Below are 24,997 nucleotides of genomic sequence, written 5' to 3' on the forward strand. Positions count from 1 at the left end.
CGACCGGCGGGAAGCCCACCTGCTGCTCGCCCGGGTGCTCGGCGGCAAGGACGAGACGACCCGCCGCTCCTGGCACCGGGGCGCCGCCGCCCTCGGCCCCAGCGCCCGGCTCGCGGCGGAACTGCGCACCGCCGCCGACCGGGCCCGGGCCGAAGGGCGGCCCGGCCTGGCCCGCGCCCTCGCCGAACGCGCCGCCGACCTCTGCTCCGACCCGGTCGAGGAGGCCCGGCTGCTCGCCCGGGCCGCCGCCGACGCCTGGCGCTCCGGAGAGCCCGACCGGGCCAGACGGCTCGCCGCCCGTACGGACAACTCCGCCCTCAACGGCGTCCTCGCCCTCAGAGCCGGCAACGCCGCCGAGGCCTTCGACGCCCTGCTCACCGCCGCCGTACGGCAGGAACGTTCCGCCGATGCCGTCGAACTCCTCGCCCTCGCCACCGAGGCCGCCGTCTACACCGGCGACCTGAGACGCTGCCGCGAGGCCCATGTCCTCGCCCAGTGGCTCGACCTGCCGCCGTCCGGCATCCTCGCGGCACTCGCCTGCGCCGTCGAGGGCCGCTACGCCGACGCCCGTGTCCTCCTCAAGGCCACCGCGGGCCGCTGCGGGCCCGGCGGCGACCCCGGTCCGCTGATCCACTCCGGCATCGCCGCGCTGATGCTCGGCGACCACACCCGGACCGTCACCGCCACCCTCCGGGCCGCCGCCTCCGCCCGGGCGCGCGGTGTCCCCGGGACGGAGGCGCAGGCCATGGAGTTCCGCGCCTACGCCGACTTCTGGACCGGCCGCCCCCGGGCCGCCGGGGCAGCCGCCCAGGAGGCCCTGCGGCAGGCCCACGCCACCGGGCAGGACAACGGGGCCTGCCATCTCCAGGCCGCGCTTGCCATGTTCGCCGCCGTCACCGGCGACGAGCAGGCCTGCCGGGAGCGGGCGGCGGCCGCCCGCTCGCACGCCCTGGCGCACGGACTGGGCCTGCCCGCCGCCCTCGCGCAGTGGGCGCTCGCCTTCCTCGACCTGACCAGCGGCCGCTTCCCGGCGGCCGCCGCGCGGCTGCGCGCCCTCGCCGGGTTCGGGCCCGGACACGGCCACCGGGCCATCCGGCACCTGGCCACCCCGCACTACGTCGAGGCCGCCGTCCGCACCGGCGACACCCGGGTCGCCCGCGCCGCGCACGCCGACTACCACCGCTGGGCCACCGCCGTCCGCAGCACCGACGACCTCGCGCTCAGCGCCCGCTGCCGGGCCCTGCTCGCCCCCGGCGCCGAGGCGGTCCAGCACTACCGCGCCGCCCTGGACCTGCACGCCCGGGGCACCCGGGACTTCGAACGCGCCCGTACCGAGCTGCTGTTCGGCAGTGCGCTGCGCCGGCTGCGGCAGCGCCCCGAGGCCCGGGACCGGCTGCACAGCGCCCTGGAGGCCTTCGAGTCCTTCGGCGCCCCGCACTGCGCCGCCCAGGCCCGTGCCGAACTCCGGGCCCTTGGAACGGCGTTGACACCTGCCAACGGTGCGCCCGACCCGGCCGCCGTGCTCACCGCCCAGCAGCTGATGGTCGCCCGGATGGCCGCCGAGGGCGCCACCAACCGCGAGATCGCCGACCGGCTCAACCTCAGCCCCCGCACCATCGACCACCATCTGCGCGGCGTCTTCGCCCGCTTGGGCATCCGCTCCCGGATCGAACTGGTCCGCCTGCTCGGCGAGTCGCCCTAGCCGGTCGGTCGGGTGCGGCTGTGTGGGGGCTGGTCGCGCAGTTCCCCGCGCCCCTTCGGGGGCGTCGCACCCGACCGACGTGGCCTGCCCCGGCGCTAAGGCGCTACCCGCCTCCGGAACGCCTCCGCGTCCCAGCTGCCGTCCAGCCGTGCCGACAGCCAACTCGGCGCCACCGCACGGAAGTCCGCGGGTGCCAGTGCCCCGGCCCCGGCGGGCAGCGCACCCAGCAGCGGCGCCCCGGCCACCTCCGGAAGGTCGGCGACATTGCACCGCGCCGCCAGATCGGGGGAGTCGGGCCAGCTGCCGATCACCACGCCCAGCAACTCCAGCTCCCGGGCCCGCAGTTCGCGGGCCGTCAGCTCGGTCGTGTTCAGGGTGCCGAGACCGGCCGATGCCACGACCAGTACCGGTGCGTCCAGCAGCCGGGCCACGTCCGCCAGCGTGCCGCCCGCCGCGTCGAACCGGACCAGCAGCCCGCCCGCGCCCTCGACCAGCACCAGCTCGTGCTCGGTGGCCAGCTTGGCCGCGGCCTCCGCCACGTCCCGCGGACGCACGGGGGCCATCCCCGCCCTGCGGGCCGCGGTGCCCGGCGCCAACGGCTCCGGGAAACGGGCCACTTCGGACGCCGTGACGGCGCCCGCGAGCCGCGCGACCTCGTCGGCGTCGCCGCGCTCGTCCGGTCGTACCCCCGTCTGCGCGGCCTTCAGTACCGCCACCGAGCGGCCCGCCGCGAGCGCGGCGGCGGCGAGCGCGGCCGTGGTGACCGTCTTGCCGACCTCCGTGCCCGTCCCCGTGATCACCAGGATCGGCATGCTCATCCCTCCCGCGCGGCGGCGCACACCGCGCGCGCGATCCGTGCCACGTCCGCGTCACCCGTGACGTACGGCGGCATCGTGTACACCAGGTCGCGGAACGGCCGCAGCCACACGCCCTCGCGCACGGCGGCGGCCGTCGCGGCCGTCATGTCGACCTCGTGGTCGAGCTGGACCACCCCGATGGCGCCGAGGACCCGGACGTCCCGGACACCGGGCATCTCCCGGGCGGGCGCCAGCCCCTCCCGCAGCCCCGCCTCGATCCGCTTGACCTCCGCGAGCCAGTCCTGTCCCAGCAGCAGCCCGATTGAGGCGCAGGCGACCGAGGCCGCGAGCGGGTTGGCCATGAACGTCGGCCCGTGCGCCAGCACCGGCACCTCGCCCCGCGAGATCCCCTCGGCGACCCCGGGCGTGCACAGGGTCGCCGCCATCGTCAGGTAGCCGCCGGTCAGTGCCTTGCCGACGCACATCACGTCCGGGGTGACGGCCGCGTGGTCCGCCGCGAACAGCGCGCCGGTGCGCCCGAAGCCGGTCGCGATCTCGTCGAACACCAGCAGCACGTCGTGCGCGTCGCACGCCTCGCGCAGCACCCGCAGATAGGCGGGGGAGTGGAACCGCATCCCGCCGGCGCCCTGCACCACCGGCTCCACGATCACCGCGGCCAGCTCGTGCGCGTGCCGCTCGATCGCCGACCGCAGATGCTCGGCGTACGACTCGTCGTACTCCGTCGGCGGTGCGTCGGCGAACACCTGGCGGGGCAGCACCCCGGACCAGAGCTCGTGCATCCCGCCCTCGGGGTCGCAGACGGACATCGGCTGCCAGGTGTCGCCGTGGTAGCCGCCGCGCCAGGTCAGCAGGCGCTGCTTCGCGGGGCGGCCGAGGGAGCGCCAGTACTGCAGGCACATCTTCACCGCGACCTCGACCGACACCGACCCCGAGTCGGCGAGGAAGACGTGCTCCAGGCCGACGGGCGTGATGTCGACCAGGAGCTTCGCCAGGCGGACGGCGGGCTCGTGGGTGAGCCCGCCGAACATCACATGGCTCATCCGGCCGAGCTGGTCGTGCGCGGCCTCGTTGAGCACCGGGTGGTTGTAGCCGTGGATCGCCGACCACCAGGACGACATCCCGTCGACCAGCTCGCCCGAGCCGTCCGCCGGCCTCAGCCGGACCCCGCTCGCCGACTCCACGACGAGCGGTTCGGCCCGGCCGGGCATCGGACCGTACGGGTGCCAGACATGCCGGCGGTCGAGGTCCAGCAGCTCGGGGACGCTCAGGTCAGGCATTGGGCGCGAGATCCGTTCCGGCACCCCGGCGGCGGACGGCGACCAGGTCGGTGCGCGGCTCGTTGGCGGGGACGTTCACCTCTTCGTGGGAACCGCACACCGCCCCGCACCCGGCCTCGGCGTGCGATCCGCAGCCGGCGCCCTCGGCCGCCGCGTGCGATCCGCAGCCCGCGCCCTCGGCCGCGTGCGATCCGCAGCCGGCCCCCTGGAGCTCGGCCCGGTGCTGCGGCAGCGTCACCTCGTCCGCGCCCTCCACCGTGAACCCGGCGTCCGCGATCATCTCCAGGTCGGCCTGGCCGGCCTGGCCCTCGGTGGTCAGGTAGTCGCCGAGGAAGATCGAGTTGGCCAGGTGCAGCGCGAGCGGCTGCATGGTGCGCAGATGGACCTCGCGGCCGCCCGCGATCCGCACCTCCACGTCGGGGCAGACGAACCGCACCATCGCCAGGATGCGCAGGCAGCGCTGCGGGGTGAGGTTCCACTCCTTGGCCAGCGGGGTGCCCTCGACCGGGATCAGGAAGTTCACCGGAACGGAGTCCGGGTCCAGCTCGCGCAGCGAGAAGACCACGTCGACCAGGTCCTCGTCCGTCTCGCCCATGCCGGCGATCAGACCGGAGCAGGCCGACAGCCCGGCCGCGTGCGCCTTGTTGACCGTGTCCACCCGGTCGGCGTACGTGTGCGTGGTCGTGATGTCCCCGTACGTTCCCTCGGACGTGTTGAGGTTGTGGTTGTAGGCGTCCGCCCCCGCCTCGCGCAGCCGCTCCGCCTGCCCGTCGGAGAGCAGACCGAGGCAGGCGCACACCTCGACGCCCTCGTTCTGCTCCTTGATGGCCTTGATGGTGCCGGCGACCCGGTCCACGTCCCGGTCGGTCGGGCCGCGCCCGCTGGCCACCAGGCAGACCCGCTTGGCGCCCCCGGCCAGGCCCGCGGCGGCCGCCTTCGAGGCCTCGTCGGGTTTCAGCCAGCTGTACTTCAGGATCCCGGTGGAGGAGCCCAGCCGCTGCGAGCAGTAGGAGCAGTCCTCGGGACACAGGCCCGACTTGAGGTTGACCAGGTAGTTGAGTTTCACGCGCCGGCCGAACCACTGCCGGCGCACCTTGCCGGCCGCGGCCACCACATCGAGCACGTCGTCGTCGGAGGTCGCCAGTACGGCGAGCGCTTCCTCGCGGGTCGGCAGCTCGCGCCGAAGCCCCTTGTCCACCAGCGTGTTCAGCAGGTCCATGAGAGCCGATCCTGTACTACGAGGCTGCTCCGGGCCAAGGAGAGTTTGCACAACCCTGTCGGTTCGACGTGTGGGTATTGCCACACAGTGGGGGGACGGCGGTCCCGCTAGGGTCTGTTCACTGCCTACAAATTCACCGGAGGGGTCATGGCGTTCGGCTGGATCGACGAACAGGCGGAGCAGCGCCGCCGCGCCGGACTGGTACGGACCCTGCGCCCCCGCCCCGCCGACTCACCGCTGCTGGACCTGGCGAGCAACGACTACCTGGGCCTCGCCCACCATCCGGAGGTCGCCGAGGGTGCCGCCGAGGCGGCCCGGACCTGGGGCGGCGGCTCCACCGGCTCCCGGCTGGTGACCGGTACGACGGAGCTCCACACCGAGCTGGAGCGGGAGCTGGCCGGATTCTGCGGGTTCGAGGCCGCCCTGGTCTTCTCCTCCGGCTACGCGGCCAACCTCGCCGCCGTCACGGTGCTCGGCCCGCACGGCTCCCTGGTGGTCTCCGACGCCCTCAACCACGCCTCGCTGATCGACGGCTGCCGGCTGGCCCGGGGGACCACCCAGGTCGTCGGGCACGCCGATCCGGACGCGGTACGCAAGGCGCTCGGCACGCACGAGGGCCCCGCAGTGGTCGTCTCCGACACGGTGTTCTCGGTCGACGGGGACGCGGCACCGCTGGCCGGACTGGCCGAGGCGTGCCGGGAGCGCGGCGCCGGGCTGCTGGTCGACGACGCCCACGGGCTCGGGGTGCTCGGGGACGGCGGGCGGGGCGCGCCGTACGCGGCCGGGCTGGCCGGCGCGGACGACGTGGTGGTCACGGCGACCCTGTCGAAGTCGCTGGGCAGTCAGGGCGGGGTGGTACTGGGCCCGGCCCGGGTGATCGACCATCTGGTCAACGCGGCCCGGACCTTCATCTTCGACACCGGCCTGGCCCCCGCCGCGGCGGGGGCGGCGCTGGCGGCCCTGCGGCTGCTGCGCCGCGAGCCGGGACGTGCGGCCCGGGCCCGCGAGGTGGCAGCCGAGCTGCACGCACGGCTGACCGCCGCGGGTCTGGAAGCGGTGCGTCCGGACGCCGCGGTGGTCTCCGTGCGGGCCCCGTCCCCGGAGCAGGCCGTGCAGTGGGCGGCCGACTGCCGGACGGCAGGCCTGACCGTGGGCTGTTTCCGTCCGCCGTCGGTGCCGGACGGCATCTCACGGCTCAGGCTGACCGCCCGTGCGGACCTCTCCGGGGCCGAGATCGAACGCGCTGTACGTGTGATCGGCAAGACACGACCATGAGTCGGCGTGACACGGCCGGGCCTGGCGCGCAAGCGGATACGGAGTCGGTGATGGACAAGGGTTGGGGTCTGATCGGTTTCGTTCGAATCTGATCAGACTCGTCTTGGGCTGATCAATCCGTGAGTGCGGTCATGAAGCCCGCCCAGCTCTCGGGGGAGAAGAGCAGCGCGGGTCCTGCCGGAGCCTTGGAGTCGCGTACGGCGAGCAGTCCGGCCGACGGGCCGGAGCGCGGCCGTGCCGTCTCCACGCAGTTGTTCGCTCCGGTGCTGTAGCTGCTGCGCAGCCACCGCAAACCGTGCAGATCAGCACTTGAAGGTACGTTCCGAGGCAGTGCAGTCATGGTGCCTCCTTACGCGCCGTCAGCTATCCCGGCGATGTAATCCAACGAGTCCTCGGGCGAAAGGGCGTGGATCCGGAGCGTGTCGAAGGCCTCCGTGTAGGCCTGGAGGTCTTCTTTCCGCTCCAGGTAGAGGCTACTCGTCAACTGGTCGATAACAACCACGTCCAGATCAGAAGTGCTCGGAAATGAGAAGATTACGAAAGGCCCGGTGATGCCGACATGCGCCCCGGCCGCGAACGGCAGTACCTGGAGCCGCACTTGGGGCAACCGGGCCGCCTCCATCAGCCGCGCCAGCTGCCGCGCCATCACGCCGGGACCGCCCACCTCCCGGCGCAGCACGGCCTCGTCCAGGACCGCGCTGAGCTTCAGCGGCGGATCGTTTCGCAGCACGTCCTGCCTGGCCAGACGCACCTCCACCAGGGCGTCCAGGGCCTCGTCGTCACGCCCGTCGACGGCCGCCCGGGTCACCGCACGCGCGTACTCCGGGGTCTGCAGCAGCCCCGGCACGACCGAGGTCTCCAGCGTGCGCATCGCGCTGGCCTGCGACTCCAGGCTGATGAAATCACGGTAGGCGGGCGGCAGTACGCCACGATAGGCGTGCCACCAGTGGTGCCGTCCCGCGGTGTCCTCAGACCCCGCCAACACCAGGAGCAACTCCCGCAGTTGCCCCTCGACCACGCCGTAGGCGTCCAGGAGTAACCGCACATCGGCCGGTTTCACACCGCTGGCGCCGGTTTCGATCCGGCTCACTTTCGACTGGTGCCAGCCCACCAGACGGGCGGCCTGACCGCTCGTTAGGCCGGCGCCGGTGCGCAGTGTGCGCAGTTCGGCGCCCAGTTTCCGGCGGCGTACCGCGGGACCGTTCTGCATGGGCTACTCCTTACTCCTTCCGAGCCGCCCAAATACGGTCTGAGGTAGCAGAGTTCACCGCTTCGAGCGACAGATATATGCATATCTTGGTGGATCGCTCCCCGTGACCGGCCCGGTAATGGCAGTCTGGCGAAGAAGCACCAGTCCGGGACCGTACTCGAACCATCCGCACCGTGTCGGACTCCGGTCCCGAGGAAAGGGACGACGTCGCCATGGCAGACCACCTGGAAGCATCCGTCACCCTGCCGAGCGATCCCGCCTCGGTCTCCGCCGCCCGCTCCTATGTGCTGGACACCCTCGCCGAGTGGGGACTGCCACCGGAGACGGAGACCGCGGACACCATCCGCCTCATCGTCTCGGAACTCGCCACCAACGCCGTGCAGCACACCTTCGGGCAGTCACCCACCTTCACGGTGGACCTGGTGCTCGACCGTGACGAACAGCTGCGCATCGGCGTCACGGACAGTCATCCGCGCTTCCCCAAGAGACTTCCCGCCGCGGTCCAGCAGGACAACGGGCGCGGCATGGTCATCATCCGCTGGCTGACCGCCGAGTGCGGCGGCAAGCTCCGGGTGCGCCCCACCCGGGAGGGCGGCAAGACCGTCTCCATCGAACTCCCCTGGACGGTCCCGGCGGGCACCGTCACAGCGGCCGGTCAGCAGGAGCCGTAGCCCCGAGCCCTGCCGGCCGGCCGCTGGAACGGGTCAGCTGACCCGGCCGTACCAGACGCTGCGCGTCCAGATCTTCTGGAGCCTCACCACGTCCCCGGTCTTCGGGGCGTGCCAGATCTTTCCCTTCCCGGCGTAGATGCCGACGTGGTACACGCTGGAACCCGAGTGGAAGAAGACCAGGTCCCCGGCCTTGCGGTTGCCGGCCGAGATGTGACGGGTCTTGTTGTACTGCTGGGCCGCGGTACGCGGCAGCTTCTTGCCCGCCTTCTTGAACGAGTACAGCGTGAGCCCCGAGCAGTCGAACCTGTTCGGACCGGTGGCTCCCCACCTGTACGGCGCGCCCTTCTTCGAGGCAGCGACCTGAAGTGCCTTCGTCGCCATCGTGGCGGCCGAGGCGTCGGAGGCGACACCCGGGATCACGATCGAGCCGCCCACGGCGGCGATGGTCAGCGCCGAGGCCGTACCGGCCCGGGCCATCAGCGACGGAACACGATTGAGCGCAGTCATGCGCAACCCTTCGTCAGCCGCCTGTGAAGGATGACCTGTCGGATTCGGGCTGGCGAAGTTGCCCGGCCGTGTTGCCACGGCTTCACCCCAAGGGCTGCTCGGTCCGGTCGTGGCGCGACCGTTCCGGCGACCCGGCTTGCTTGGGTCCTCCACTCCTGCCGATGCACTTCTGTCGACGGGTCAATCCGGGCGGCGGCAGGACTCGGCGTCCGCCCGGACCGCCCCGCCGCTGTGGCGGGGGCTTGTCGTCAGACAGGGATCTTCACGCACTCGTGTCCGAAAATCCCAATGGAATCGGGGATTTGTGGGGTTACTCACCACCCACCCGTTCGGGTGGACAGTGCTGTGTTCGATTCTCCGTCAACTGCCCTGCGTAGCCCCGGACCTGCGAGGAAGCTGTTCGCGGGCACCCCCGCGCAGGCAACCTGAGCGGCCCCCGCGGGCAGGTAAAACCACGCCACACTCCGCCGAACGGCGGTAACCCCTTTGGGTCGTTTCGACTCCGGCCCGGTCGCGCCGTCGACGCGCCGGACCGGAGTCCGGCGGGTCTCACCGTACGCAGTCGGGCGGGAGTGCGACGCGAGCGGTCCGGCGCTCGCCGTCGAGCACCCGCAACGCCCGTGCCAGCGTGTCCCCGTGGAGCTCCGTCTCGCCCCGCAGATGCATCAGGGCCAGCGCGTCACGCAGCTCGGACGCCGCGCGCACCAGCGCCTGCGCGGCGCGCAGCGCGCGGTAGGTGTCCTCGTTCTGCGCCGGATTGATCCGGCCCAGTAGATCCACCACGTCCAGGTAACGGTCGATCAGCTCGCCCTCGGCGCGGGTCAGCGCGGGCAACGGCGGAAGTTCCGGGGGCAGCATCGGCGGCTCACCCCGCGTCCGGCAGGCCGAGCGAGGTCCGGCGGCTGGGCACGACTCGGTCCACCAGTCCGTAGGCCAGTGCTTCGTGTGCGTCCAGGACCAGATCCCGCTCCAGATCCCGGTGCACCTGCTCCGCCGTGCGCCCGGTGTGCCGGACGAGGATCTCTTCGAGCAGCGCCCGGACCCGCTCCAACTCCTCGGCCTGGATGAACAGATCACTCGGTTGGCCCTGTACCGGTTCCGGCAGCGACGGCTGCTGGAGCACGATGCGGGCGCCGGGCAGCACGGACCGCTTGCCCGGTGTGCCGGCCGCGAGCAGCACCGCCGCCGACGCCCCGGCCTGCCCGAGGCAGATCGTCTCCACGTCGCAGCTCACGTACTGGACGGTGTCGTAGATCGCGGCCATCGCGCTGAACGACCCGCCCGGGGAGTTGATGTACAGCGAGATGTCCCGCTCCGGAGCCGCGTACTCCAGGTACATGAACTGCGCCATCACGTCGTTGGCCGAGGTCTCGTCGACGGGCGTGCCGAGGAAGACGATCCGCTCCTCCAGCAGCTTCGAGTACGGATCCAGGGTGCGCTGCCCCGTGGCCGTTCGTTCCGTGAACTCGGGCAGGACATAGCGGGCGGACGGTCGGGTCATGGCGTACCCCTCCTCATGGCTGGACGTCTCGACGGCCGAGCTCTCTGTAAAAAATGTACAGGACGTACATACTCTGTGGTGGGGATTCCGCTGTCGCCGAACACGAGGCGATGTCCGGGGTGCCCCGTAAGCTGGGTTCATGGCCTACGAGATTCCGGTGACCCAAGCCAGGGCTGAGCTCGCCGAACTGATCAACCGGGTGGTGTACGGCGGCGAGCGCGTCGTCGTGACCCGCCACGGCAAGCCGCTGGTCGCCCTCGTCTCCGCCGCCGACCTCGAACGCCTCGAAGAGCTCCCGGACCCCGCCGAGGAGCACGTGGACCACGTGGTCAGCTCGGTCTCCGCGGTCCGTGAGACCGCCGCCGTACGCCCGGAGCGCGGCCGCTTCGGCATCGCGGCCGAGCACCGGGGGGCCGCGGGCTCCTGACCGGCGACCTGGCATCGGCCCTCCCCTGGAGCATTCGGGTGAGGGCCGTTCGGGTGTCACGGGCCGGCCGGGGGCGGGGACGGGACCCGGATCGCGCGGCGGGACTCGGATTGCGCGCCGGATGAGACGCGCTTCCGTGCGCCGGTCGGGAGGCTCGTGCGCCGGTCATGAGCTGATCAAGGTGCGGTTAACGTCGTTGAAACTCCGGCGAACTAGCCTGCCCATCCACGCCACCAGCGGTTTTGTGTCCGGACGGGTGGCTGCGGCAACCGGACCCCGCACGGTCCGGAGCGAGGACTGTGAGGTGGGACGTGCAACTGACCCCGCACGAGCAAGAGAGGCTGCTGATCCACGTGGCGGCCGACGTCGCCGAGAAGCGCCGGGCCCGCGGCCTCCGGCTGAACCACCCCGAGACGGTCGCCCTCATCACGTCGCACATCCTCGAAGGGGCCCGCGACGGCCGTACCGTCGCCGAACTCATGGCCTCCGGGCGCAAGCTGCTCACCAGGGACGACGTCATGGAGGGCATCCCCGAGATGATCCACGACGTCCAGGTCGAGGCGACCTTCCCGGACGGCACCAAGCTCGTCACCGTCCACGACCCGATCGTCTGAGGAGGCCGCCGATGATTCCCGGAGAGGTGCTCTTCGCCGACGGGTCCGTCGTATTCAATGCGGGCCGTGAGGTCACCCGGCTGACCGTCCTCAACGCCGCCGACCGGCCCGTCCAGGTCGGCTCCCACTACCACTTCGCCGAGGCCAACCCCGGACTGGAGTTCGACCGGGACGCGGCGCGCGGCAAGCGGCTGAACGTCGCCGCCGGCACCGCCGTCCGCTTCGAGCCCGGGATCCCCGTCGACGTCGAACTCGTCCCGCTCACCGGCGCCCGTGTGGTTCCCGGGCTGCGCGGCGAGACCGGAGGTGCCCTCGATGCCTGAGATCTCCCGCGCCGCCTACGCCGACCTGTTCGGACCGACCACCGGCGACCGGATCCGGCTCGCCGACACCGACCTGGTCGTCGAGATCGAGGAGGACCGCTCCGGCGGGCCCGGACTCGCCGGGGACGAGGCGGTCTTCGGTGGCGGCAAGGTCATCCGCGAGTCCATGGGCCAGTCGCGCGCTACGCGCGCAGACGGCACCCCCGACACGATCATCACGGGCGCCGTGATCATCGACCACTGGGGCATCGTCAAGGCCGACATCGGCATCCGCGACGGCCGGATCACCGGCATCGGCAAGGCCGGCAACCCCGACACCATGGACGGCGTCCACCCCGACCTGGTGATCGGCCCCGAGACCGAGGTCATCGCCGGCAACGGGCGGATCCTCACCGCGGGCGGGGTCGACGCGCACGTCCACTTCATCTGCCCGCAGATCGCCGACGAGGCGCTGGCGGCGGGCATCACGACCTTGGTGGGCGGCGGCACCGGACCCGCCGAGGGCTCGAAGGCCACCACCGTCACCCCCGGCCCGTGGCACCTCGCCCGGATGCTGGAGGCGATGGAGCAGTACCCGCTCAACATCGGCTTCCTGGGCAAGGGCAACACCGTCTCGCACGAGGCGATGGTCTCCCAGATCCGGGGCGGGGCGCTGGGGCTGAAGCTGCACGAGGACTGGGGCTCGACCCCGGCCGTCATCGACGCGGCCCTGACCGTCGCCGACCGGACCGGCATCCAGGTGGCCATCCACACGGACACCCTGAACGAAGCGGGCTTCGTGGCGGACACCCTCGCCGCGATCGGCGGTCGCGGGATCCACGCGTACCACACCGAGGGCGCGGGCGGCGGGCACGCCCCCGACATCATGACGGTCGTCTCCGAACCGCACGTGCTGCCGAGTTCGACGAACCCGACCCGGCCGTACACGGTGAACACCGCCGAGGAACACCTCGACATGCTGATGGTGTGCCACCACCTCAACCCGGCGGTGCCGGAGGACCTGGCCTTCGCCGAGTCGCGGATCCGGCCGTCGACCATCGGCGCCGAGGACATACTCCACGACCTCGGCGCGATCTCCATCATCTCCTCCGACGCACAGGCCATGGGGCGCGTGGGCGAGGTGATCCTGCGGACCTGGCAGACCGCGCACGTGATGAAGCGGCGGCGGGGCGCGCTGCCGGGCGACGGGCGGGCCGACAACCACCGGGTACGGCGGTACGTCGCCAAGTACACGATCAACCCGGCGCTCGCCCAGGGGCTGGCCCGCGAGATCGGCTCCGTGGAGACCGGGAAGCTCGCCGACCTCGTGCTCTGGGAGCCCGCGTTCTTCGGGGTCAAGCCGCACCTCGTCGTCAAGGGCGGGCAGATCGCCTACGCGCAGATGGGCGACGCCAACGCCTCGATCCCGACGCCCCAGCCGATCCTGCCGCGCCCGATGTACGGGGCGATCGGACGGGCGCCGGCCGCCAACTCCTTCAACTTCGTGGCCCCGTTGGCGATCGAGGACGGACTGCCGGAGCGGCTCCAGCTCGGGAAGCGGTTCGTCGGCATCGAGTCGACCCGGGGGGTGACCAAGGCGGACATGCGGGAGAACGACGCGCGTCCGAGCGTCCGGGTCGACCCCGACAGCTTCGCCGTGCACATCGACGGGGAACTGGTCGAGGCGACGCCGGCCGCGGAACTGCCCATGGCCCAGCGCTACTTCCTCTTCTGAGAGCCGAGGTCTGTGATGTCTCGGGCAGCGTTGCTGGTTCTGGCCGACGGCCGCTTTCCCGCCGGAGGGCATGCGCACTCCGGCGGCGCGGAGGCGGCCGTCAAGGCCGGGCGGATCACCGGGGCCGCGAGCCTGGAGGAGTACTGCCGGGGGCGGCTGCACACGGCGGGGCTGGTGGCGGGTGCGGTCGCCGCGGCTGCGGTACTGGGCGCGGACGTACGGGAGTTGGACGCGGCGGCGGATGCGCGGACGCCGTCGGCCGCGCTCCGGGGGGCGGCGCGCAGGCTCGGACGGCAGCTGCTGCGGGCCGCGCGGGTGGCCTGGCCGGGCGCCGAACTCGACGCCCTGGCGGCGGAGTTCCCCAAGGGGGCCCATCAGCCTGTGGTGTTGGGGGTGGTGGCACGGGCCGCGGGGCTCTCGGCGGAGGACGCGGCCTACTGCGCGGCGTACGAGTCGGTGAGCGGGCCGGCCACGGCGGTGGTGCGGTTGCTGAGTCTGGACCCGTTCGAGGCGACGGGGGTGCTGGCGCGGTTGGCGGTGGAGGTGGACCGGGTGGCCGACCGGGCGGTGGAGGCGGCGCGGGGGGTGGTCGCGGGGGCGGGGGTCGATGCGTTGCCCGCGGCGTCGGCGCCGTTGGCGGAGATCGGGGCGGAGTGGCATGCGGGGTGGGCGGTGCGGTTGTTCGCGTCGTAGGGGGAGTGCCCGCCCTCGCCGCCCCTACCCGGTCCCGTCCCTCCAGGGGGTGGGCCCCCTTCGACCGCCCGTTCCGGGGGCTGCCGCCCCCGGGCCCCCGCTTCGGCCTTCGGCCTCGTCCTCAAACGCCGGACGGGCTGGAGAGTGGGGGTGCGGGCCGGTTCGTCGTCGAAAGCCGGACGGGCCGAAACACAAGGCCTGTGGAGCCGGACGGGCTGGGAGTTGCAGAACAGGCCAACGGGAAGGCCAAGCACTACTAAGGAGCCGTACATGCATCTCGACCACGATCACCACCACGGTCCTGCTGCCCTCAGTGCCGACGCACGTCGGGCCGACGGGTCGCGTCGGGCTCTGCGGATCGGGCTCGGCGGTCCCGTCGGGTCCGGGAAGACCGCTACCGTCGCCGCCCTGTGCCGGGCCCTGCGCGCGGAGTTGTCCCTCGCCGTCGTCACCAATGACATCTACACCCGCGAGGACGCCGAGTTCCTGCTCCGGGAGGCCGTGCTGCCGGCGGAGCGGATCACCGCCGTCGAGACGGGGGCCTGCCCGCACACCGCGATCCGGGACGACATCTCGGCCAATCTCGAAGCCGTGGAGGACCTGGAGGACGAGGTCGGTCCGCTGGACCTCATCCTCGTCGAGTCCGGTGGGGACAATCTCACCGCCACCTTCTCCAAGGGGCTCGTGGACGCGCAGATCTTCGTGATCGACGTGGCGGGAGGCGACGACATCCCGCGGAAGGGCGGGCCCGGGGTCACCACGGCCGACCTGCTCGTCGTCAACAAGACGGACCTCGCTCCGCACGTCGGCTCGGACCTGGCGCGGATGGCCGCCGACGCCAAGGCGCAGCGGGCCGAACTGCCCGTCGTCTTCCAGTCGTTGCGCAGTGAGACCGGCGTCGCCGACGTGGCCGCGTGGCTGCGGGAGCGGCTCGCCGCGTGGACCGCATGACGGTCACCGGGGTGCGCGCCACCGCGCGGATCGTCGCCCGGGACGACGGGCGGGGCGGTACCTCGCTGCCCGTGCTGGAGGGCGAGGGGCCGCTCGCGCTGCGACGCACCCGGGGGAGCGGGGCCGAGGCCCGGGTGATGGTCGTCGGGGCGATGAGCGGTCCGCTCGGCGGGGACCGGTTCGGGATCGAGGCCCGGGTGGAGGAAGGGGCCCGGCTGTGGGTCGGGTCGGCCGCCGCGACCATCGCCCTGCCGGGGCAGGGGAAGGAGGAAGCCCGGTACGACGTCCGGCTCCAGGTCGCCGACGGGGGTGAACTGCGCTGGCTGCCCGAGCAGTTGATCTCCGCGAACGGGAGTGATCTGCGCGTCTCCACGCGTGTCGACGTCGGGGCCGGGGGGCGGCTCGTGCTGCGGGAGGAGCAGGTGCTCGGGCGGGTGGGGGAGGAGCCCGGACGGCTCGGCAGCCGGCTCACCGTGCGCGTGGACGGGAAGGCCGTACTGGACCAGGAACTGGCCTGCGGGCCCGGGGCGCCCGGTGGCTGGGACGGCCCCGCCGTGCTGGCGGGACATCGTGCGGTGGGGCAACTCGTCGTCGTGCGGCCGGAGTTCGCCGTGGAGCCGGTGGGGGCACGGATGCTGGGGGAGTGTGCCGCGCTCACTCCGCTCGCCGGGCCCGCCGCGTTGGTGAGTGCGGTGGCGGGCGATGCGCTGCGGCTGCGCCGGGTCCTGGACGAGGCGTTGGGCCAGCTGGGCGGCTGATCCGCTCAGCGGGACGAGCGGGATACGAACGTCCGGTTATCGGATTGATAAAGACGGCTGCCAGGCCCTGTTCTCAGCAGGCTCACAGCCGGAAGGATCTCCCCTGACCATTCGTCATCATGTACGGGGAGGAACCCCTTTGAGGGACAACTTCAGATCGAGAAGCCGGGTGCTGGCGCTCGGCTCGGCCGGAGTACTCGTCACGGCCGGCCTGATCACCGGCGCGCTCGCGGCGCCCGCCGCCGGCGCCGAGGCCCGGCACGGCGGCCAGGACCGTGCGCAGCGGGGTGCCGCGATCGCGGCCGCGCGGGCCGCCAAGGCCGGGATCGACTGGGCGGACTGCCCGGCCGACTGGGCCCTGACCAAGCCCGTCCAGTGCGGTTGGGTCAGCGTGCCGCTCGACTACACGAAGCCCGACGGCAAGCAGATCAGGCTCGCCGTCGACCGAATAGGCAGCACGGGCACGAAGGCGGAGCGCCAGGGCGCGCTCGTCTACAACCCCGGCGGCCCCGGCGGCTCGGGGATGCGCTTCCCGCTCCGGGTCACCACCAAGAACCCCCTGTGGGTCAACGCGTCGAAGGCGTACGACTTCGTGGGCTTCGACCCGCGCGGTGTCGGCCACTCGGCGCCCATCTCCTGCGAGGACCCGCAGGAGTTCGTGAAGGCGCCCAAGGCCGACCCGGTGCCGGACACCGAGGCGGACAAGACCGCCCAGCGGGGGCTCGCCAAGCAGTACGCGAAGGGCTGCGCCGAGCGCACCGGCCGGGCGATGCTCCAGCAGATGACCACGCCGAACACCGCCCGCGACCTGGACGTCATCCGGGCCGCGCTCGGCGAGGAGAAGCTCAACTACCTCGGTGTCTCCTACGGCACCTACCTCGGCGCCGTGTACGGGACGCTGTTCCCGGGTCACCTCCGCCGGATGATCGTCGACAGTGTCGTCAACCCGTCGCGCGAGAACATCTGGTACGAGGCCAACCTGGGCCAGGACGTCGCCTTCGAGGGCCGCTGGAAGGACTGGGAGGACTGGGTCGCCGCCCACGACTCCGCCTTCCACCTGGGGACCACGCGGGACGCCGTGCAGGCCAAGTGGCTCCAGCTGCGCGCCACCGCCAAGGCGAACCCGATCGGCGGGGTCGTCGGACCGGCCGAGCTGATCGGCTTCTTCCAGAGCGCGCCGTACTACGACTCCTCGTGGGTCCCGGTCGCCACGGTATTCAGCAAGTACTTCGCCGGTGACACCCAGGCCCTGGTCGACGCGGCGGCCCCGGACCTCACCGACACCGCCGGCAACATCACCTCGGAGAACGGCAACGCCGTCTACACCGCCGTCGAGTGCACCGACGCCAAGTGGCCCACCAGCTGGAAGAAGTGGGACCGCGACAACACCGAGCTCAACAAGCAGTACCCCTTCATGACCTGGGCCAACGCATGGATGAACCTGCCCTGCGCCACCTGGCCGGTCAAGCAGCAGACCCCGGTGGACGTGACCACCCACAAGGGCCTGCCGCCGGTGCTGATCGTGCAGTCCACGCGTGACGCCGCCACCCCGTACCAGGGTGCCGTCGAACTGCACAAGCGCTTCAAGGGCTCCCGCCTCATCACCGAGCAGGGCGCCGGCTCGCACGGCGTGACCGGCCTGGTCAACCCGTGCATCAACAGCCGCGTGGACACCTACCTGCTCACCGGCGGTCTGGACAGCGCGGACGTCACCTGCGGCCCGCACGCCACCCCGCAGCCGTAACCACTCCCGTACGACCCGTACCACCCGTATGGCGACGAGGGGCGGCCGGAACACTCCGGCCGCCCCTCGTCCCACGCGCAGGGCCTCGACGCTCGTACAAGGTCAACTGAGCGGCGCCCGCGGGAACTTGCGTTCCTTCTCGCCCTTCGCCGCCGCCTGCTCGGCCTTGACGACGGCCGCGTACTGGTCGACGTACTCCTGCTCGGACAGGTTCAGGATGGCGTACATGATCTCGTCGGTGATGGCGCGCAGGACGGCCTTCTCGTTCTCCATGCCGGCATAGCGGGAGAATTCGAGGGGCTTGCCGAAGCGGATCACCACGGGGTGGAGGTTCGGGATGACCTTGCCGGGCGGCTGCGCCTCGAAGGTGCCGATCATCGCGCAGGGGATCACCGGGACACCGGCCCGCAGCGCCATCACGGCGACCCCGACCTTGCCCTTGTACAGGCGGCCGTCGTGCGAGCGGGTGCCCTCCGGATAGATGCCGAGCAGCTCGCCCTTGCTCAGCACCCCGAGCCCCTCCCGGATCGCGGCCTGGCCCGCGTCCTTTCCGGAGCGGTCCACCGGGATCTGCCCGGCGCTGCGGAAGAAGAAGGCGGTCAGCCGGCCCTTCACCCCCGGCCCCGTGAAGTACTCGGCCTTGGCGAGGAACGTGATGCGCCGCTTGAGGACGGCCGGCATCAGGAAGTGGTCGGAGAAGGAGAGATGGTTGCCGGCGACGATGGCAGGACCCGACGGCGGCACATGTTCCAGGCCCTCGATCCGCGGCCGGAACACCACTCTCAGCAGCGGCCCCAGCAGTACGTACTTGAGCAGGTAGTAGAACACGGCTCGCCCCTCACTTCGCCGGCTCCCCTGCGAGCCGGCGTTCTTCCCAGGTCATTAGTGCTTGCCCAGCATGTGGCTCATGTGCGCCTGCGGTCGTCTGTCGCCACGTCCAGCCGCCCGGTATCCCCGAGCGCCGTGCATGAGCGGCAGCGATTCCTTACGTGTGATGCACGGGGCTCTCGAATCCTTACGTCATCGGCTGGGCGGAGGGTCGGACTTTGGCATCGGCTGTCCGAGATTTTTTGGATCTTCGGCTCAGTGTCTCAGCGATACGGGGGTGAGTCACTACGGGGAACGCGGCGTCGGCTCCGCCGCCCGCCACGGCAGGACCCTCTCTCGACGCCCGGGGCTTGCGGGTGCCGCGTCAGCGCGGTGAGTCGGGCAACGTGGCGAGCAGCTGCTTGTCCGTCACCACGGCCAGCGACAGGGTGCGATACCCGACCGACTCGAACAGGATGGTGATCTTGCCGTCGCCCTCGCTCATGACCTCGCCCTGGCCCCACTGGTCATGGCGCACGCGGACGCCCGGCAGGTAGGCGTGCTCGTCCGCCGCGGGGCGTGCGACCGACTCCGCCGCCCGGACGGCACCCGCGGAGGCGCCCGCCCGCGCACCGGCCCGGAGCCACCGGCGCTGCCGCGCGGCCGCCTTGTAGGGCCGACCGGCGGCCCCGGACCGCGCGCGCCGCAGCCCGCTCGCAGGCCTGGCCACCGGGCCCGTGCAGTTGCCGCACGCCCCGCACGGGGTGGGGACGGACTCGCCGAAGTATCCGAGGAGGAACCGCCGCCGGCAGTCGGTCGTCTCGGCGTACCCGCGCATCATGTCGACCCGGGACTGTTCGAGCTTGCGGTGCGTGGCGTGGACGGCGAGGGCGCTCTGCACAGCGGCCTCGACGTCGTCGTCGGCGGAGCCGCCGGCCGCGCCGGTGAAGCGGCTGCCGTCCCGTCCGGTACGGACGGCCCCGGCCTCCTCCAGCAGGTTCAGCACGGCGGACAGTGCCGTCGGGTCGAGTTCGCAGTCGGCCCGCAGGCGGGTCGCGCCCACGGTGCCCGCCGCGCTGCGCAGCCGCTCAGCGACGCGGCGCAGCGCGGCTGCGTCGGGAGCGCCGGCGGCGAAGAAACGTTGCAGGCCCAGATCCTGCGGACGGTAGGCGAGGATCGCCCTGGCCGGTGCCCCGTCGCGGCCGGCCCGGCCGATCTCCTGGTAGTAGGCGTCGAGCGAGCCGGGCACGGACGCGTGCAGCACGAACCGTACGTTCGCCTTGTCGATGCCCATCCCGAACGCCGAGGTCGCCACGACCACGTCGAGTTCACCGGAGCTGAACCGGTCCTGGGTTCGGCCGCGTTCGGCGGCGGACCGGCCCGCGTGGTAGCTCGCGGCGGACAGTCCGAGGCCGCTCAGCTGCTCGGCGTAGCCGTCCGCGGCCCGCTGTGTCCCCGCGTACACGATGCCCGGCTTCTCCTCGACGGCCGCCCGCTCCACGACGAACCGCTCCTTGGCGGCTCCGTCCTGAAAGGCCGACACGTCCAGGTGGATGTTGGGACGGTCGAAACCGGCCACTACCTCCACCGGGTCGTTCATGCCGAGGCGTTCGGCGATGTCCCGGCGTACCGGGGCCGCCGCGTTCGCGGTCAGGGCGAGCACCGGCGGGTTGCCGAGCCGCTCGCGCGCGTGGCGCAGTCGCAGGTAGTCCGGCCGGAAGTCGTGCCCCCAGGACGACACGCAGTGTGCCTCGTCCACCACCAGCAGCCGAGGCCGGACGGCAGCGAGCCGGTCGGTGACGTCCGGCTTGGCGAGCTGCTCAGGAGCGAGGAAGACCACGTCGACCGAGGAGGCGCTGATGCGGGCCCATGCCGTCTCGTTGTCGCTTCGCCGCTGAGCCGAGTTGATGGCGGCGGCGCGCAGCGCGCCGGATCCGAGCAGGCTCTGCATCTGGTCCCGCTGCAGCGCGATCAGCGGCGAGACGACCACGACCGGACCGCCGAGCAGGACCGCGGGCACCTGGTACACGGCGGACTTGCCCGCGCCGGTCGGCATGACGGCCAGCACGTCACGTCCCTTCATCACGGCCTTCATCGCGGTCAGTTGGGCCGGACGCAACCGCTGCCAGCCGAAGACCCGACGAGCGGTGACGCGCAGACGACGGGACGTGCGTGCGAACATGGTTCTCCTTGAAGGATGGGCGTCCAACCGCCGTGTGTGTCTGGCGGTTACCCCGGTTCGCCGGGATATCGCCTCACGCGATCGGTGTACGAGCACCCGCGAGTGGTACGAGAGCTATGGCGATCGCGCCGATGATCCCGGCCAGCGCGAAGGCGGTGAAGCCCCAGGTGTCGTGACCGTTGTCGGCCAGTGCGCCGACGAGCCAGGGGCCGAGCACCGCGCCGCTGCGGCCGACCCCGGTCACCCAGCCGAGCCCTGTCGCCCGTGCGCTCTCGGGGTAGACGGTGTTGGTGGCGGCGTAGACCATGACCTGCGCGCTGAAGAGCCAGACGCCGGTCACGGCGACCACGGCGTAGGTGGCAGCCAGCGGCAGGTGCGCCTGGAGCAGCAGGGCGCCGGCCGCCGTCAGGACGAACCAGATCGCCGAGACGCGCACCGCGCCATAGCGGTCGGCCGTGCGGCCCGCGATCAGCATGCCGACGACACCGCCCGCGTTGATCACGAGCAGGAAGCTGACCGAGGACGTCATGCCGTAGCCGGAGGCCAGCATCATCTGCGGCAGCCAGGTGCTCACGCCGTATACCAGGAGCAGACCACAGAAGGATGCCAGCCACAGGAGTGGGGTGGCGAAGCGGGACTCGGCGGCGAACAGAGTGCGCACCGCCTGCAGTCGTCCCTTCGCACCCGCAACCGGTGCTGCGACCGGGACGGTGCGCGGCAGTCCGTATCGGTCGGTGATCGCGTCGGCCTGTGCCCCTCGCCCCTTGGCGAGCAGGACGCCGGGTGACTCGGGCATCAGCTTCAGCAGCAGCGGTACGGCGATCGCGGCCGGGACCGCACCGGCCCAGAACACCCAGCGCCAGCCTGCCGCCGGGGCGACTGTCAGGCCGAGTCCGGTGGCGGCCATGCCGCCCACGTGGTAACTGGTCATCAGCAGGCCGGTCGTCAGTGCCACTCGGCGTGGCGGGGCGAATTCCATGACGATCGCCAGGCACAACGGCACCAGCCCGCCGAGCCCGAGGCCGGCGAGGAACCGGCCGGTACCGAACACCGTGGGATTCGCGGCGAGGGCGCACACGGCCGAGCCGGCGGAGAAGAGACTCACGCTGGCCACGAGCAAGGGGCGCCGCCCCACCCAGTCGGTGACGTTTCCGGCGGTGAGCGCACCGATGAGCATGCCGAACGTGGTCCAGCTGCCGATGGTTCCGGCGGAGGCTTTGCTGAGTCCGAGACCGTTATCTTCGAGCAAATGCGGCAGGGCGGCGCCGTAGATGTTGACGTCCATGCCGTCGAAGAAGACCGCGAGCCAGCACAGGGCCAGGACGGGGGCGACGGTGCGGAGGGTGCGGTGTGGCGTACCGGGCGGAGACATGGCTGTGCCGTAGGAGGGCATGGAAGCTCCAGAAGGGGTTCGTGCGCGGCTCAGGCGCAGCCTGCGGGCGGACCTGCCCATGGCTGCCGGGCGCGAAGTTCGTCGAGTGAAGGATTCTTCATCGATCGCGGCCCTGAGTGTGTGGGGGCCGAACGAGCGCCGTCAAGAGCCGAACCCGAGGATTTTCCTTCAGTCGCACGGCGGGGCTGGGACGTCCGCTCCCGGCGGCGGCGGCCCGATCCAGTTCGGTCCCTGCACGTCAAGCCGCTTGCCGTAGTCCTCGCCGGGCAGTGGTTCCGTGCGCTCGGGGCCGGCTCGCAAGCCGTCCAGCAACAGTTTCAGATAGCGCCGCCACAGCTCCGGCTGTCCGCTTCGCTCGGTCACCGCGGCCAGCATCTGCTGGATCACGACCAGATCCCAGGGCTCCGCGTCCGCGCGCAGCACGCCCTGCTCCTTGGCCCGCTCGACCACGAGATCGACGTTCCGCCTGATCTGTTCCCGGTGCCGCAGCCCCGCCGGCACCGCACGCTCGCTGTGCAGCACGACCTCGCGCAGGCCGCGATCGAGCGCCTGCAGTTCCGCCACGCGCTCCAGGCTGACCGTCAGTCCGCGCCAGGCGTCGGCGTCCTCCGCCCCCTCCCGGGTGGCTTCCTCGACGCGCGCGAACATGTCGTCGACCAGCTCGTCGATCAGGGCCTGCTTGTTGGGGAAGTGGCGATAGGCCGTCCCCACCCCAAGCCCGGCATGGCGGGCGACGTCGTCGAGGGTCGCCTTCAGACCGTGATCGCGGAACACCTCGCGAGCGGCGGCGAGGAGCTTGCGGCGGTTCAGCTCGCGGTCGCGCCGCGGCCTGGGTGTGCGTGCCCCACCGGAGTCGCCGGCCTCGCCGGATGCGGAGGGTGCAGCCATGGGGAGGGCTCGCTTTCGGGGGTGCGTGATCGTCCTGGCACATCGTACGACCGAGCCGCCCGCGGGCCCTGAGCGCCCGCCGGCCGTCGGTCGTGCATCCCGTCCGTTGAAACGGAGACGAGATCTCCGTTTCGTGTTACGGTGGCCGGACAGGGAAACGGAGATTCCATCTCCGTATTCGTCTCCGTTCGACACAGCGGGAGAAGGCACGATGCAGGGACACGACGCGGTTGCGGGCCATGGCAAAGGGAAGCGGTGGCGACGGCCTCGGCACGCAGGACGGGTCGCCGCGGTGGCGGTGGCTGCTCTCGTGACCGGTGGGGTGCTCACCGGCTGCGGGGCGGATGACTCTTCGGACTCTTCGACCGGATCGTCCGCCGCATCGGCGTCGGCGTCCGCATGTCCGGAATCCGCCTCGGGACCCGCGAAAGGGGGCGGCACACCCACGGGCATGCCGTCCGGAGGTCCGGGCGGTGGAGGCGCGAGCTTCGTTCAGGCCAAGACGATCAAGAAGACCGACAACAGCACCAGCACGGTCATCGACCCCAGCGGCCCGGCGATCACCTGCGACACGTCGGCGGTCACGGAGACCGACGACATCACCTACTCCTCGCCGACCACCCAAGGCAAGAAGACCGACCTGAAGCTCGACATCCAGGTGCCCAAGTCCTCGGGCAAGAAGCCCCTGGTCGTCTACATCACCGGCGGCGGCTGGATGCTGTCGGACCGGACCGCCAACCTCGACCAGCGCACCTACATCGCCGACCAGGGCTACGCGGTCGCCAGCATCCAGTACCGCACCACCACCGGCGGTGCCACCTACAAGGACGCCCTCGCCGACGTCAAGTCCGCCATCCGCTACCTGCGCGCCAACGCCGACACCTACCGGATCGACACGGATCACGTCTTCGTGTGGGGCCAGTCGGCGGGCGGATACCTGGCGGCCATGACCGGCGTCACCAACGGCGACAAGACGTACGACGTCGGCGACCACCTCGACCGGAGCAGCAAGGTCCAGGGAGTGGTGGACGAGTTCGGGCCGGCCAACCTGTCGGAACTCGCCTCCGACTACGACCAGGCCGCCCAGGACGGCAACTACGCCGCGGGCAACGCGGCCGCGCAATGGGTCTACGGCCCCGGGACGACCAAGTCCATCAAGACGTACACCAGGCAGATGGCCGCCGCGAACCCGGCCACCCACATCTCCTCCTCGACGCCGCCCTTCCTTCTCCTGCACGGCAGCGCCGACCCGCTGGTCTCGCCCAGCCAGACACTGAACCTGTTCACCGCCCTCAAGGACAAGGGCGTCGACGCCAAGCGCGTCGTGCTCACCGGGGCCGGCCATGGCGACACGACCGTCACGACGGCCGGCTCCGCCGGCGGAGCTGAAAAGCCCTGGTCCACGAAGATGACGATGAGCTACATCACGGATTTCCTGGCAGGCCATGCCGGTTAGGCCGTCGCCGGCGGGCGGGAGCCTACTGGTAGCAGGGGTTCCCGCACCGCACGGTGACCGTGCCGGTCTCGCGGAGCGTCGCCGAACCGGTGTGATGAGCGGTCGTCGCCGGGGTCTTGCTGGTCTCCCACGGCATGGGGGCGGCCATCGCCTGCGGAGCCAGGGCGACGAAGGCGGTGGCCGACGTGAACACGACGGCCACCACACGCTTACGCAGAGACATTCCGGCTCCTTGATCGACAATCTGAGTGATCTGGTTGATCCGACTGATCCGACTGGTCTGACTGATCCGATCGATGGGGACCGCTCAGCACGGTTCAGCCGGCGTACACCCGGCCCTGCTTCACGACGTAGTGCACCGGCTCGGAGCAGCCGATGGACGGGGTGATCAGCAGGCTGACGGCGAGGGGTGCGGGCTCCGTGCTCGCGGTCGTGAACTCGCAGACGGCGTGGCTGCCGGTCAGCGGGTACCAGAACCACCCGTCGACATCGCCCACCGTGACCCGGTCGGATTCCTTCCAGGTACCGGTGTCGTGCGTGTAGACCTGCAGCTGCACCGAGGCGGCGTACTCGTCCTCCGGCGAGCGCAGCGCGGTGAGCGTGATCTTGTAGTCGCCGCCGAGGACGGACGAGGCGATCTGCTGGGTCTGCTGCGCCCGCGGAGCCGCGGTCCCGGCGTCCGAGGCGGCGGCTCCGGCGGTCCCGAGGACCGCCGCCATCACAAGGGTGACGCCCGCGGTCGCGGTGCGACGGGTGCGGTGATTGCGGATCACGTTCATGTTTTCCCCCGTTGGGTCGAGTGGTGCGGTTCGATGCTGGCTCGTGCACCGGGCGGGGGAGAAGCAATTCGAACCTGCTCGAACTACT

The 24,997-nt window shown here is 71.6% G+C and carries 26 protein-coding genes and 1 riboswitch; of the genes, 12 read left to right on the top strand and 14 right to left on the bottom strand.

The window, feature by feature from the left end; genetic code table 11:
* On the top strand, positions 1-1,702 hold a 1,702-nt coding region (locus ACWGKQ_RS17950; protein WP_453292874.1), incomplete at its 5' end, for a LuxR C-terminal-related transcriptional regulator.
* 95 nt (positions 1,703-1,797) lie between these two features.
* On the opposite strand, the gene bioD is transcribed toward ACWGKQ_RS17950, so the two are convergent.
* Genes bioD through bioB form a run of 3 tightly spaced genes read right to left on the bottom strand, consistent with a single transcriptional unit; the run spans position 1,798 to position 5,016 of the window.
* The gene (gene bioD, locus ACWGKQ_RS17955) at positions 1,798-2,514 is read right to left on the bottom strand and encodes a dethiobiotin synthase (protein ID WP_453292997.1); all 717 of its coding nucleotides are present in this window, start codon (positions 2,512-2,514) and stop codon (positions 1,798-1,800) included.
* A 2-nt stretch (positions 2,515-2,516) separates the two neighbouring features.
* Positions 2,517-3,797 (bottom strand): adenosylmethionine--8-amino-7-oxononanoate transaminase, encoded by a 1,281-nt coding sequence (locus tag ACWGKQ_RS17960; protein WP_453292875.1) that lies wholly within the window; start codon positions 3,795-3,797, stop codon positions 2,517-2,519.
* The gene (gene bioB, locus ACWGKQ_RS17965; RefSeq protein ID WP_453292876.1) at positions 3,790-5,016 is read right to left on the bottom strand and encodes a biotin synthase BioB; all 1,227 of its coding nucleotides are present in this window, start codon (positions 5,014-5,016) and stop codon (positions 3,790-3,792) included. The genes ACWGKQ_RS17960 and bioB overlap by 8 nt, the downstream gene beginning before the upstream one ends.
* 147 nt (positions 5,017-5,163) lie before the next feature.
* Here bioB and ACWGKQ_RS17970 point away from each other — a divergent pair, with 147 nt between their 5' ends.
* The gene (locus ACWGKQ_RS17970; protein WP_453292877.1) at positions 5,164-6,291 is read left to right on the top strand and encodes an 8-amino-7-oxononanoate synthase; all 1,128 of its coding nucleotides are present in this window, start codon (positions 5,164-5,166) and stop codon (positions 6,289-6,291) included.
* Positions 6,292-6,403: 112 nt separating this feature from the next.
* Here the strand turns inward: ACWGKQ_RS17970 and ACWGKQ_RS17975 are convergent, their stop codons facing one another.
* Both ACWGKQ_RS17975 and ACWGKQ_RS17980 read right to left on the bottom strand, forming a co-directional pair.
* A complete protein-coding gene (locus ACWGKQ_RS17975) occupies positions 6,404-6,631 on the bottom strand; it encodes a DUF397 domain-containing protein (RefSeq protein WP_453292878.1) in 228 nt (75 codons plus the stop codon).
* Positions 6,632-6,640: 9 nt separating this feature from the next.
* Positions 6,641-7,501, bottom strand: a complete 861-nt coding sequence (locus ACWGKQ_RS17980) for a helix-turn-helix domain-containing protein (RefSeq protein ID WP_453292879.1) — start codon at positions 7,499-7,501, stop codon at positions 6,641-6,643.
* 212 nt (positions 7,502-7,713) lie between these two features.
* On the opposite strand from ACWGKQ_RS17980, the gene ACWGKQ_RS17985 reads away from it, so the two are divergent.
* Positions 7,714-8,172 carry an ATP-binding protein gene (locus ACWGKQ_RS17985; protein WP_453292998.1) on the top strand — a complete coding sequence of 153 codons (459 nt, stop codon included), beginning with the start codon at positions 7,714-7,716 and terminating at the stop codon, positions 8,170-8,172.
* 33 nt (positions 8,173-8,205) lie between these two features.
* Here ACWGKQ_RS17985 and ACWGKQ_RS17990 read toward each other — a convergent pair whose 3' ends face one another.
* The 3 genes from ACWGKQ_RS17990 to ACWGKQ_RS18000 all read right to left on the bottom strand — a co-directional run bounded on the left by ACWGKQ_RS17990 (position 8,206) and on the right by ACWGKQ_RS18000 (position 10,180).
* Positions 8,206-8,679, bottom strand: a complete 474-nt coding sequence (locus ACWGKQ_RS17990) for a C40 family peptidase (RefSeq protein ID WP_453292880.1) — start codon at positions 8,677-8,679, stop codon at positions 8,206-8,208.
* 3 nt (positions 8,680-8,682) lie between these two features.
* A riboswitch (cyclic di-AMP (ydaO/yuaA leader) is annotated at positions 8,683-8,864 on the bottom strand.
* A gap of 364 nt (positions 8,865-9,228) precedes the next feature.
* Entirely contained in the window at positions 9,229-9,537 is a 309-nt protein-coding gene (locus ACWGKQ_RS17995) for a hypothetical protein (RefSeq protein WP_453292881.1), read from the bottom strand.
* A gap of 7 nt (positions 9,538-9,544) precedes the next feature.
* Entirely contained in the window at positions 9,545-10,180 is a 636-nt protein-coding gene (locus ACWGKQ_RS18000) for an ATP-dependent Clp protease proteolytic subunit (RefSeq protein ID WP_453292882.1), read from the bottom strand.
* Between the two features lie 139 nt (positions 10,181-10,319).
* On the opposite strand from ACWGKQ_RS18000, the gene ACWGKQ_RS18005 reads away from it, so the two are divergent.
* The 8 genes from ACWGKQ_RS18005 to ACWGKQ_RS18040 all read left to right on the top strand — a co-directional run bounded on the left by ACWGKQ_RS18005 (position 10,320) and on the right by ACWGKQ_RS18040 (position 17,404).
* Complete coding sequence (locus ACWGKQ_RS18005) at positions 10,320-10,607, top strand: type II toxin-antitoxin system Phd/YefM family antitoxin (RefSeq protein ID WP_453292883.1); 288 nt, start codon at positions 10,320-10,322, stop codon at positions 10,605-10,607.
* A gap of 311 nt (positions 10,608-10,918) precedes the next feature.
* Positions 10,919-11,221, top strand: coding sequence for an urease subunit gamma (locus ACWGKQ_RS18010; protein WP_069762335.1), 303 nt, complete (start codon positions 10,919-10,921; stop codon positions 11,219-11,221).
* Between the two features lie 11 nt (positions 11,222-11,232).
* Positions 11,233-11,544: an urease subunit beta gene (locus tag ACWGKQ_RS18015; protein ID WP_453292884.1), complete on the top strand. Its 312-nt coding sequence runs from the start codon at positions 11,233-11,235 to the stop codon at positions 11,542-11,544.
* Complete coding sequence (locus tag ACWGKQ_RS18020) at positions 11,537-13,258, top strand: urease subunit alpha (protein ID WP_453292885.1); 1,722 nt, start codon at positions 11,537-11,539, stop codon at positions 13,256-13,258. Before ACWGKQ_RS18015 ends, ACWGKQ_RS18020 begins: the two co-directional genes overlap by 8 nt.
* A 15-nt stretch (positions 13,259-13,273) precedes the next feature.
* Positions 13,274-13,951, top strand: coding sequence for an urease accessory protein UreF (locus tag ACWGKQ_RS18025; RefSeq protein WP_453292886.1), 678 nt, complete (start codon positions 13,274-13,276; stop codon positions 13,949-13,951).
* A gap of 270 nt (positions 13,952-14,221) precedes the next feature.
* Complete coding sequence (gene ureG / locus ACWGKQ_RS18030; RefSeq protein ID WP_453292887.1) at positions 14,222-14,902, top strand: urease accessory protein UreG; 681 nt, start codon at positions 14,222-14,224, stop codon at positions 14,900-14,902.
* Positions 14,899-15,660 (top strand): urease accessory protein UreD, encoded by a 762-nt coding sequence (locus tag ACWGKQ_RS18035; RefSeq protein WP_453292999.1) that lies wholly within the window; start codon positions 14,899-14,901, stop codon positions 15,658-15,660. The genes ureG and ACWGKQ_RS18035 overlap by 4 nt, the downstream gene beginning before the upstream one ends.
* A gap of 172 nt (positions 15,661-15,832) precedes the next feature.
* Positions 15,833-17,404, top strand: a complete 1,572-nt coding sequence (locus ACWGKQ_RS18040; RefSeq protein WP_453293000.1) for an alpha/beta hydrolase — start codon at positions 15,833-15,835, stop codon at positions 17,402-17,404.
* A gap of 102 nt (positions 17,405-17,506) precedes the next feature.
* Here the strand turns inward: ACWGKQ_RS18040 and ACWGKQ_RS18045 are convergent, their stop codons facing one another.
* The 4 genes from ACWGKQ_RS18045 to ACWGKQ_RS18060 all read right to left on the bottom strand — a co-directional run bounded on the left by ACWGKQ_RS18045 (position 17,507) and on the right by ACWGKQ_RS18060 (position 22,674).
* The gene (locus tag ACWGKQ_RS18045) at positions 17,507-18,232 is read right to left on the bottom strand and encodes a lysophospholipid acyltransferase family protein (RefSeq protein ID WP_453292888.1); all 726 of its coding nucleotides are present in this window, start codon (positions 18,230-18,232) and stop codon (positions 17,507-17,509) included.
* Positions 18,233-18,596: 364 nt separating this feature from the next.
* Positions 18,597-20,393 (bottom strand): RecQ family ATP-dependent DNA helicase, encoded by a 1,797-nt coding sequence (locus tag ACWGKQ_RS18050; protein ID WP_453292889.1) that lies wholly within the window; start codon positions 20,391-20,393, stop codon positions 18,597-18,599.
* A gap of 73 nt (positions 20,394-20,466) precedes the next feature.
* On the bottom strand, positions 20,467-21,786 hold the full coding sequence (locus ACWGKQ_RS18055; RefSeq protein WP_453292890.1) for an MFS transporter: 1,320 nt from the start codon (positions 21,784-21,786) through the stop codon (positions 20,467-20,469).
* A 168-nt stretch (positions 21,787-21,954) separates the two neighbouring features.
* Positions 21,955-22,674: a TetR/AcrR family transcriptional regulator gene (locus tag ACWGKQ_RS18060; protein ID WP_453292891.1), complete on the bottom strand. Its 720-nt coding sequence runs from the start codon at positions 22,672-22,674 to the stop codon at positions 21,955-21,957.
* Positions 22,675-23,125: 451 nt separating this feature from the next.
* On the opposite strand from ACWGKQ_RS18060, the gene ACWGKQ_RS18065 reads away from it, so the two are divergent.
* The gene (locus tag ACWGKQ_RS18065; protein WP_453292892.1) at positions 23,126-24,130 is read left to right on the top strand and encodes a prolyl oligopeptidase family serine peptidase; all 1,005 of its coding nucleotides are present in this window, start codon (positions 23,126-23,128) and stop codon (positions 24,128-24,130) included.
* 22 nt (positions 24,131-24,152) lie between these two features.
* Here ACWGKQ_RS18065 and ACWGKQ_RS18070 read toward each other — a convergent pair whose 3' ends face one another.
* Together ACWGKQ_RS18070 and ACWGKQ_RS18075 are read right to left on the bottom strand one after the other, a co-directional pair.
* Entirely contained in the window at positions 24,153-24,353 is a 201-nt protein-coding gene (locus ACWGKQ_RS18070) for a hypothetical protein (protein ID WP_453292893.1), read from the bottom strand.
* Positions 24,354-24,447: 94 nt separating this feature from the next.
* Positions 24,448-24,909 (bottom strand): hypothetical protein, encoded by a 462-nt coding sequence (locus ACWGKQ_RS18075; RefSeq protein WP_453292894.1) that lies wholly within the window; start codon positions 24,907-24,909, stop codon positions 24,448-24,450.
* Positions 24,910-24,997: the final 88 nt, after the last annotated feature.

The organism is Streptomyces sp. NPDC054770 (genome assembly GCF_053611985.1).

Bases quoted from the DNA above. Each gene is read 5' to 3' on its own strand.
- ACWGKQ_RS18015 (WP_453292884.1), top strand. From the start codon at position 11,233: ATGATTCCCGGAGAGGTGCTCTTCGCCGACGGGTCCGTCGTATTCAAT.
- ACWGKQ_RS18005 (WP_453292883.1), top strand. From the start codon at position 10,320: ATGGCCTACGAGATTCCGGTGACCCAAGCCAGGGCTGAGCTCGCCGAA.
- ACWGKQ_RS18050 (WP_453292889.1), bottom strand. From the start codon at position 20,393: ATGTTCGCACGCACGTCCCGTCGTCTGCGCGTCACCGCTCGTCGGGTC.
- ACWGKQ_RS17980 (WP_453292879.1), bottom strand. From the start codon at position 7,501: ATGCAGAACGGTCCCGCGGTACGCCGCCGGAAACTGGGCGCCGAACTG.
- ACWGKQ_RS18075 (WP_453292894.1), bottom strand. From the start codon at position 24,909: ATGAACGTGATCCGCAATCACCGCACCCGTCGCACCGCGACCGCGGGC.
- ACWGKQ_RS18070 (WP_453292893.1), bottom strand. From the start codon at position 24,353: ATGTCTCTGCGTAAGCGTGTGGTGGCCGTCGTGTTCACGTCGGCCACC.
- ACWGKQ_RS18060 (WP_453292891.1), bottom strand. From the start codon at position 22,674: ATGGCTGCACCCTCCGCATCCGGCGAGGCCGGCGACTCCGGTGGGGCA.
- ACWGKQ_RS17995 (WP_453292881.1), bottom strand. From the start codon at position 9,537: ATGCTGCCCCCGGAACTTCCGCCGTTGCCCGCGCTGACCCGCGCCGAG.
- ACWGKQ_RS18025 (WP_453292886.1), top strand. From the start codon at position 13,274: ATGTCTCGGGCAGCGTTGCTGGTTCTGGCCGACGGCCGCTTTCCCGCC.
- ureG (WP_453292887.1), top strand. From the start codon at position 14,222: ATGCATCTCGACCACGATCACCACCACGGTCCTGCTGCCCTCAGTGCC.
- ACWGKQ_RS17970 (WP_453292877.1), top strand. From the start codon at position 5,164: ATGGCGTTCGGCTGGATCGACGAACAGGCGGAGCAGCGCCGCCGCGCC.
- ACWGKQ_RS18035 (WP_453292999.1), top strand. From the start codon at position 14,899: ATGACGGTCACCGGGGTGCGCGCCACCGCGCGGATCGTCGCCCGGGAC.
- ACWGKQ_RS17985 (WP_453292998.1), top strand. From the start codon at position 7,714: ATGGCAGACCACCTGGAAGCATCCGTCACCCTGCCGAGCGATCCCGCC.
- ACWGKQ_RS17960 (WP_453292875.1), bottom strand. From the start codon at position 3,797: ATGCCTGACCTGAGCGTCCCCGAGCTGCTGGACCTCGACCGCCGGCAT.
- bioD (WP_453292997.1), bottom strand. From the start codon at position 2,514: ATGCCGATCCTGGTGATCACGGGGACGGGCACGGAGGTCGGCAAGACG.
- ACWGKQ_RS17975 (WP_453292878.1), bottom strand. From the start codon at position 6,631: ATGACTGCACTGCCTCGGAACGTACCTTCAAGTGCTGATCTGCACGGT.
- ACWGKQ_RS18000 (WP_453292882.1), bottom strand. From the start codon at position 10,180: ATGACCCGACCGTCCGCCCGCTATGTCCTGCCCGAGTTCACGGAACGA.
- ACWGKQ_RS18055 (WP_453292890.1), bottom strand. From the start codon at position 21,786: ATGCCCTCCTACGGCACAGCCATGTCTCCGCCCGGTACGCCACACCGC.
- ACWGKQ_RS18020 (WP_453292885.1), top strand. From the start codon at position 11,537: ATGCCTGAGATCTCCCGCGCCGCCTACGCCGACCTGTTCGGACCGACC.
- ACWGKQ_RS18065 (WP_453292892.1), top strand. From the start codon at position 23,126: ATGCCGTCCGGAGGTCCGGGCGGTGGAGGCGCGAGCTTCGTTCAGGCC.
- ACWGKQ_RS17990 (WP_453292880.1), bottom strand. From the start codon at position 8,679: ATGACTGCGCTCAATCGTGTTCCGTCGCTGATGGCCCGGGCCGGTACG.
- bioB (WP_453292876.1), bottom strand. From the start codon at position 5,016: ATGGACCTGCTGAACACGCTGGTGGACAAGGGGCTTCGGCGCGAGCTG.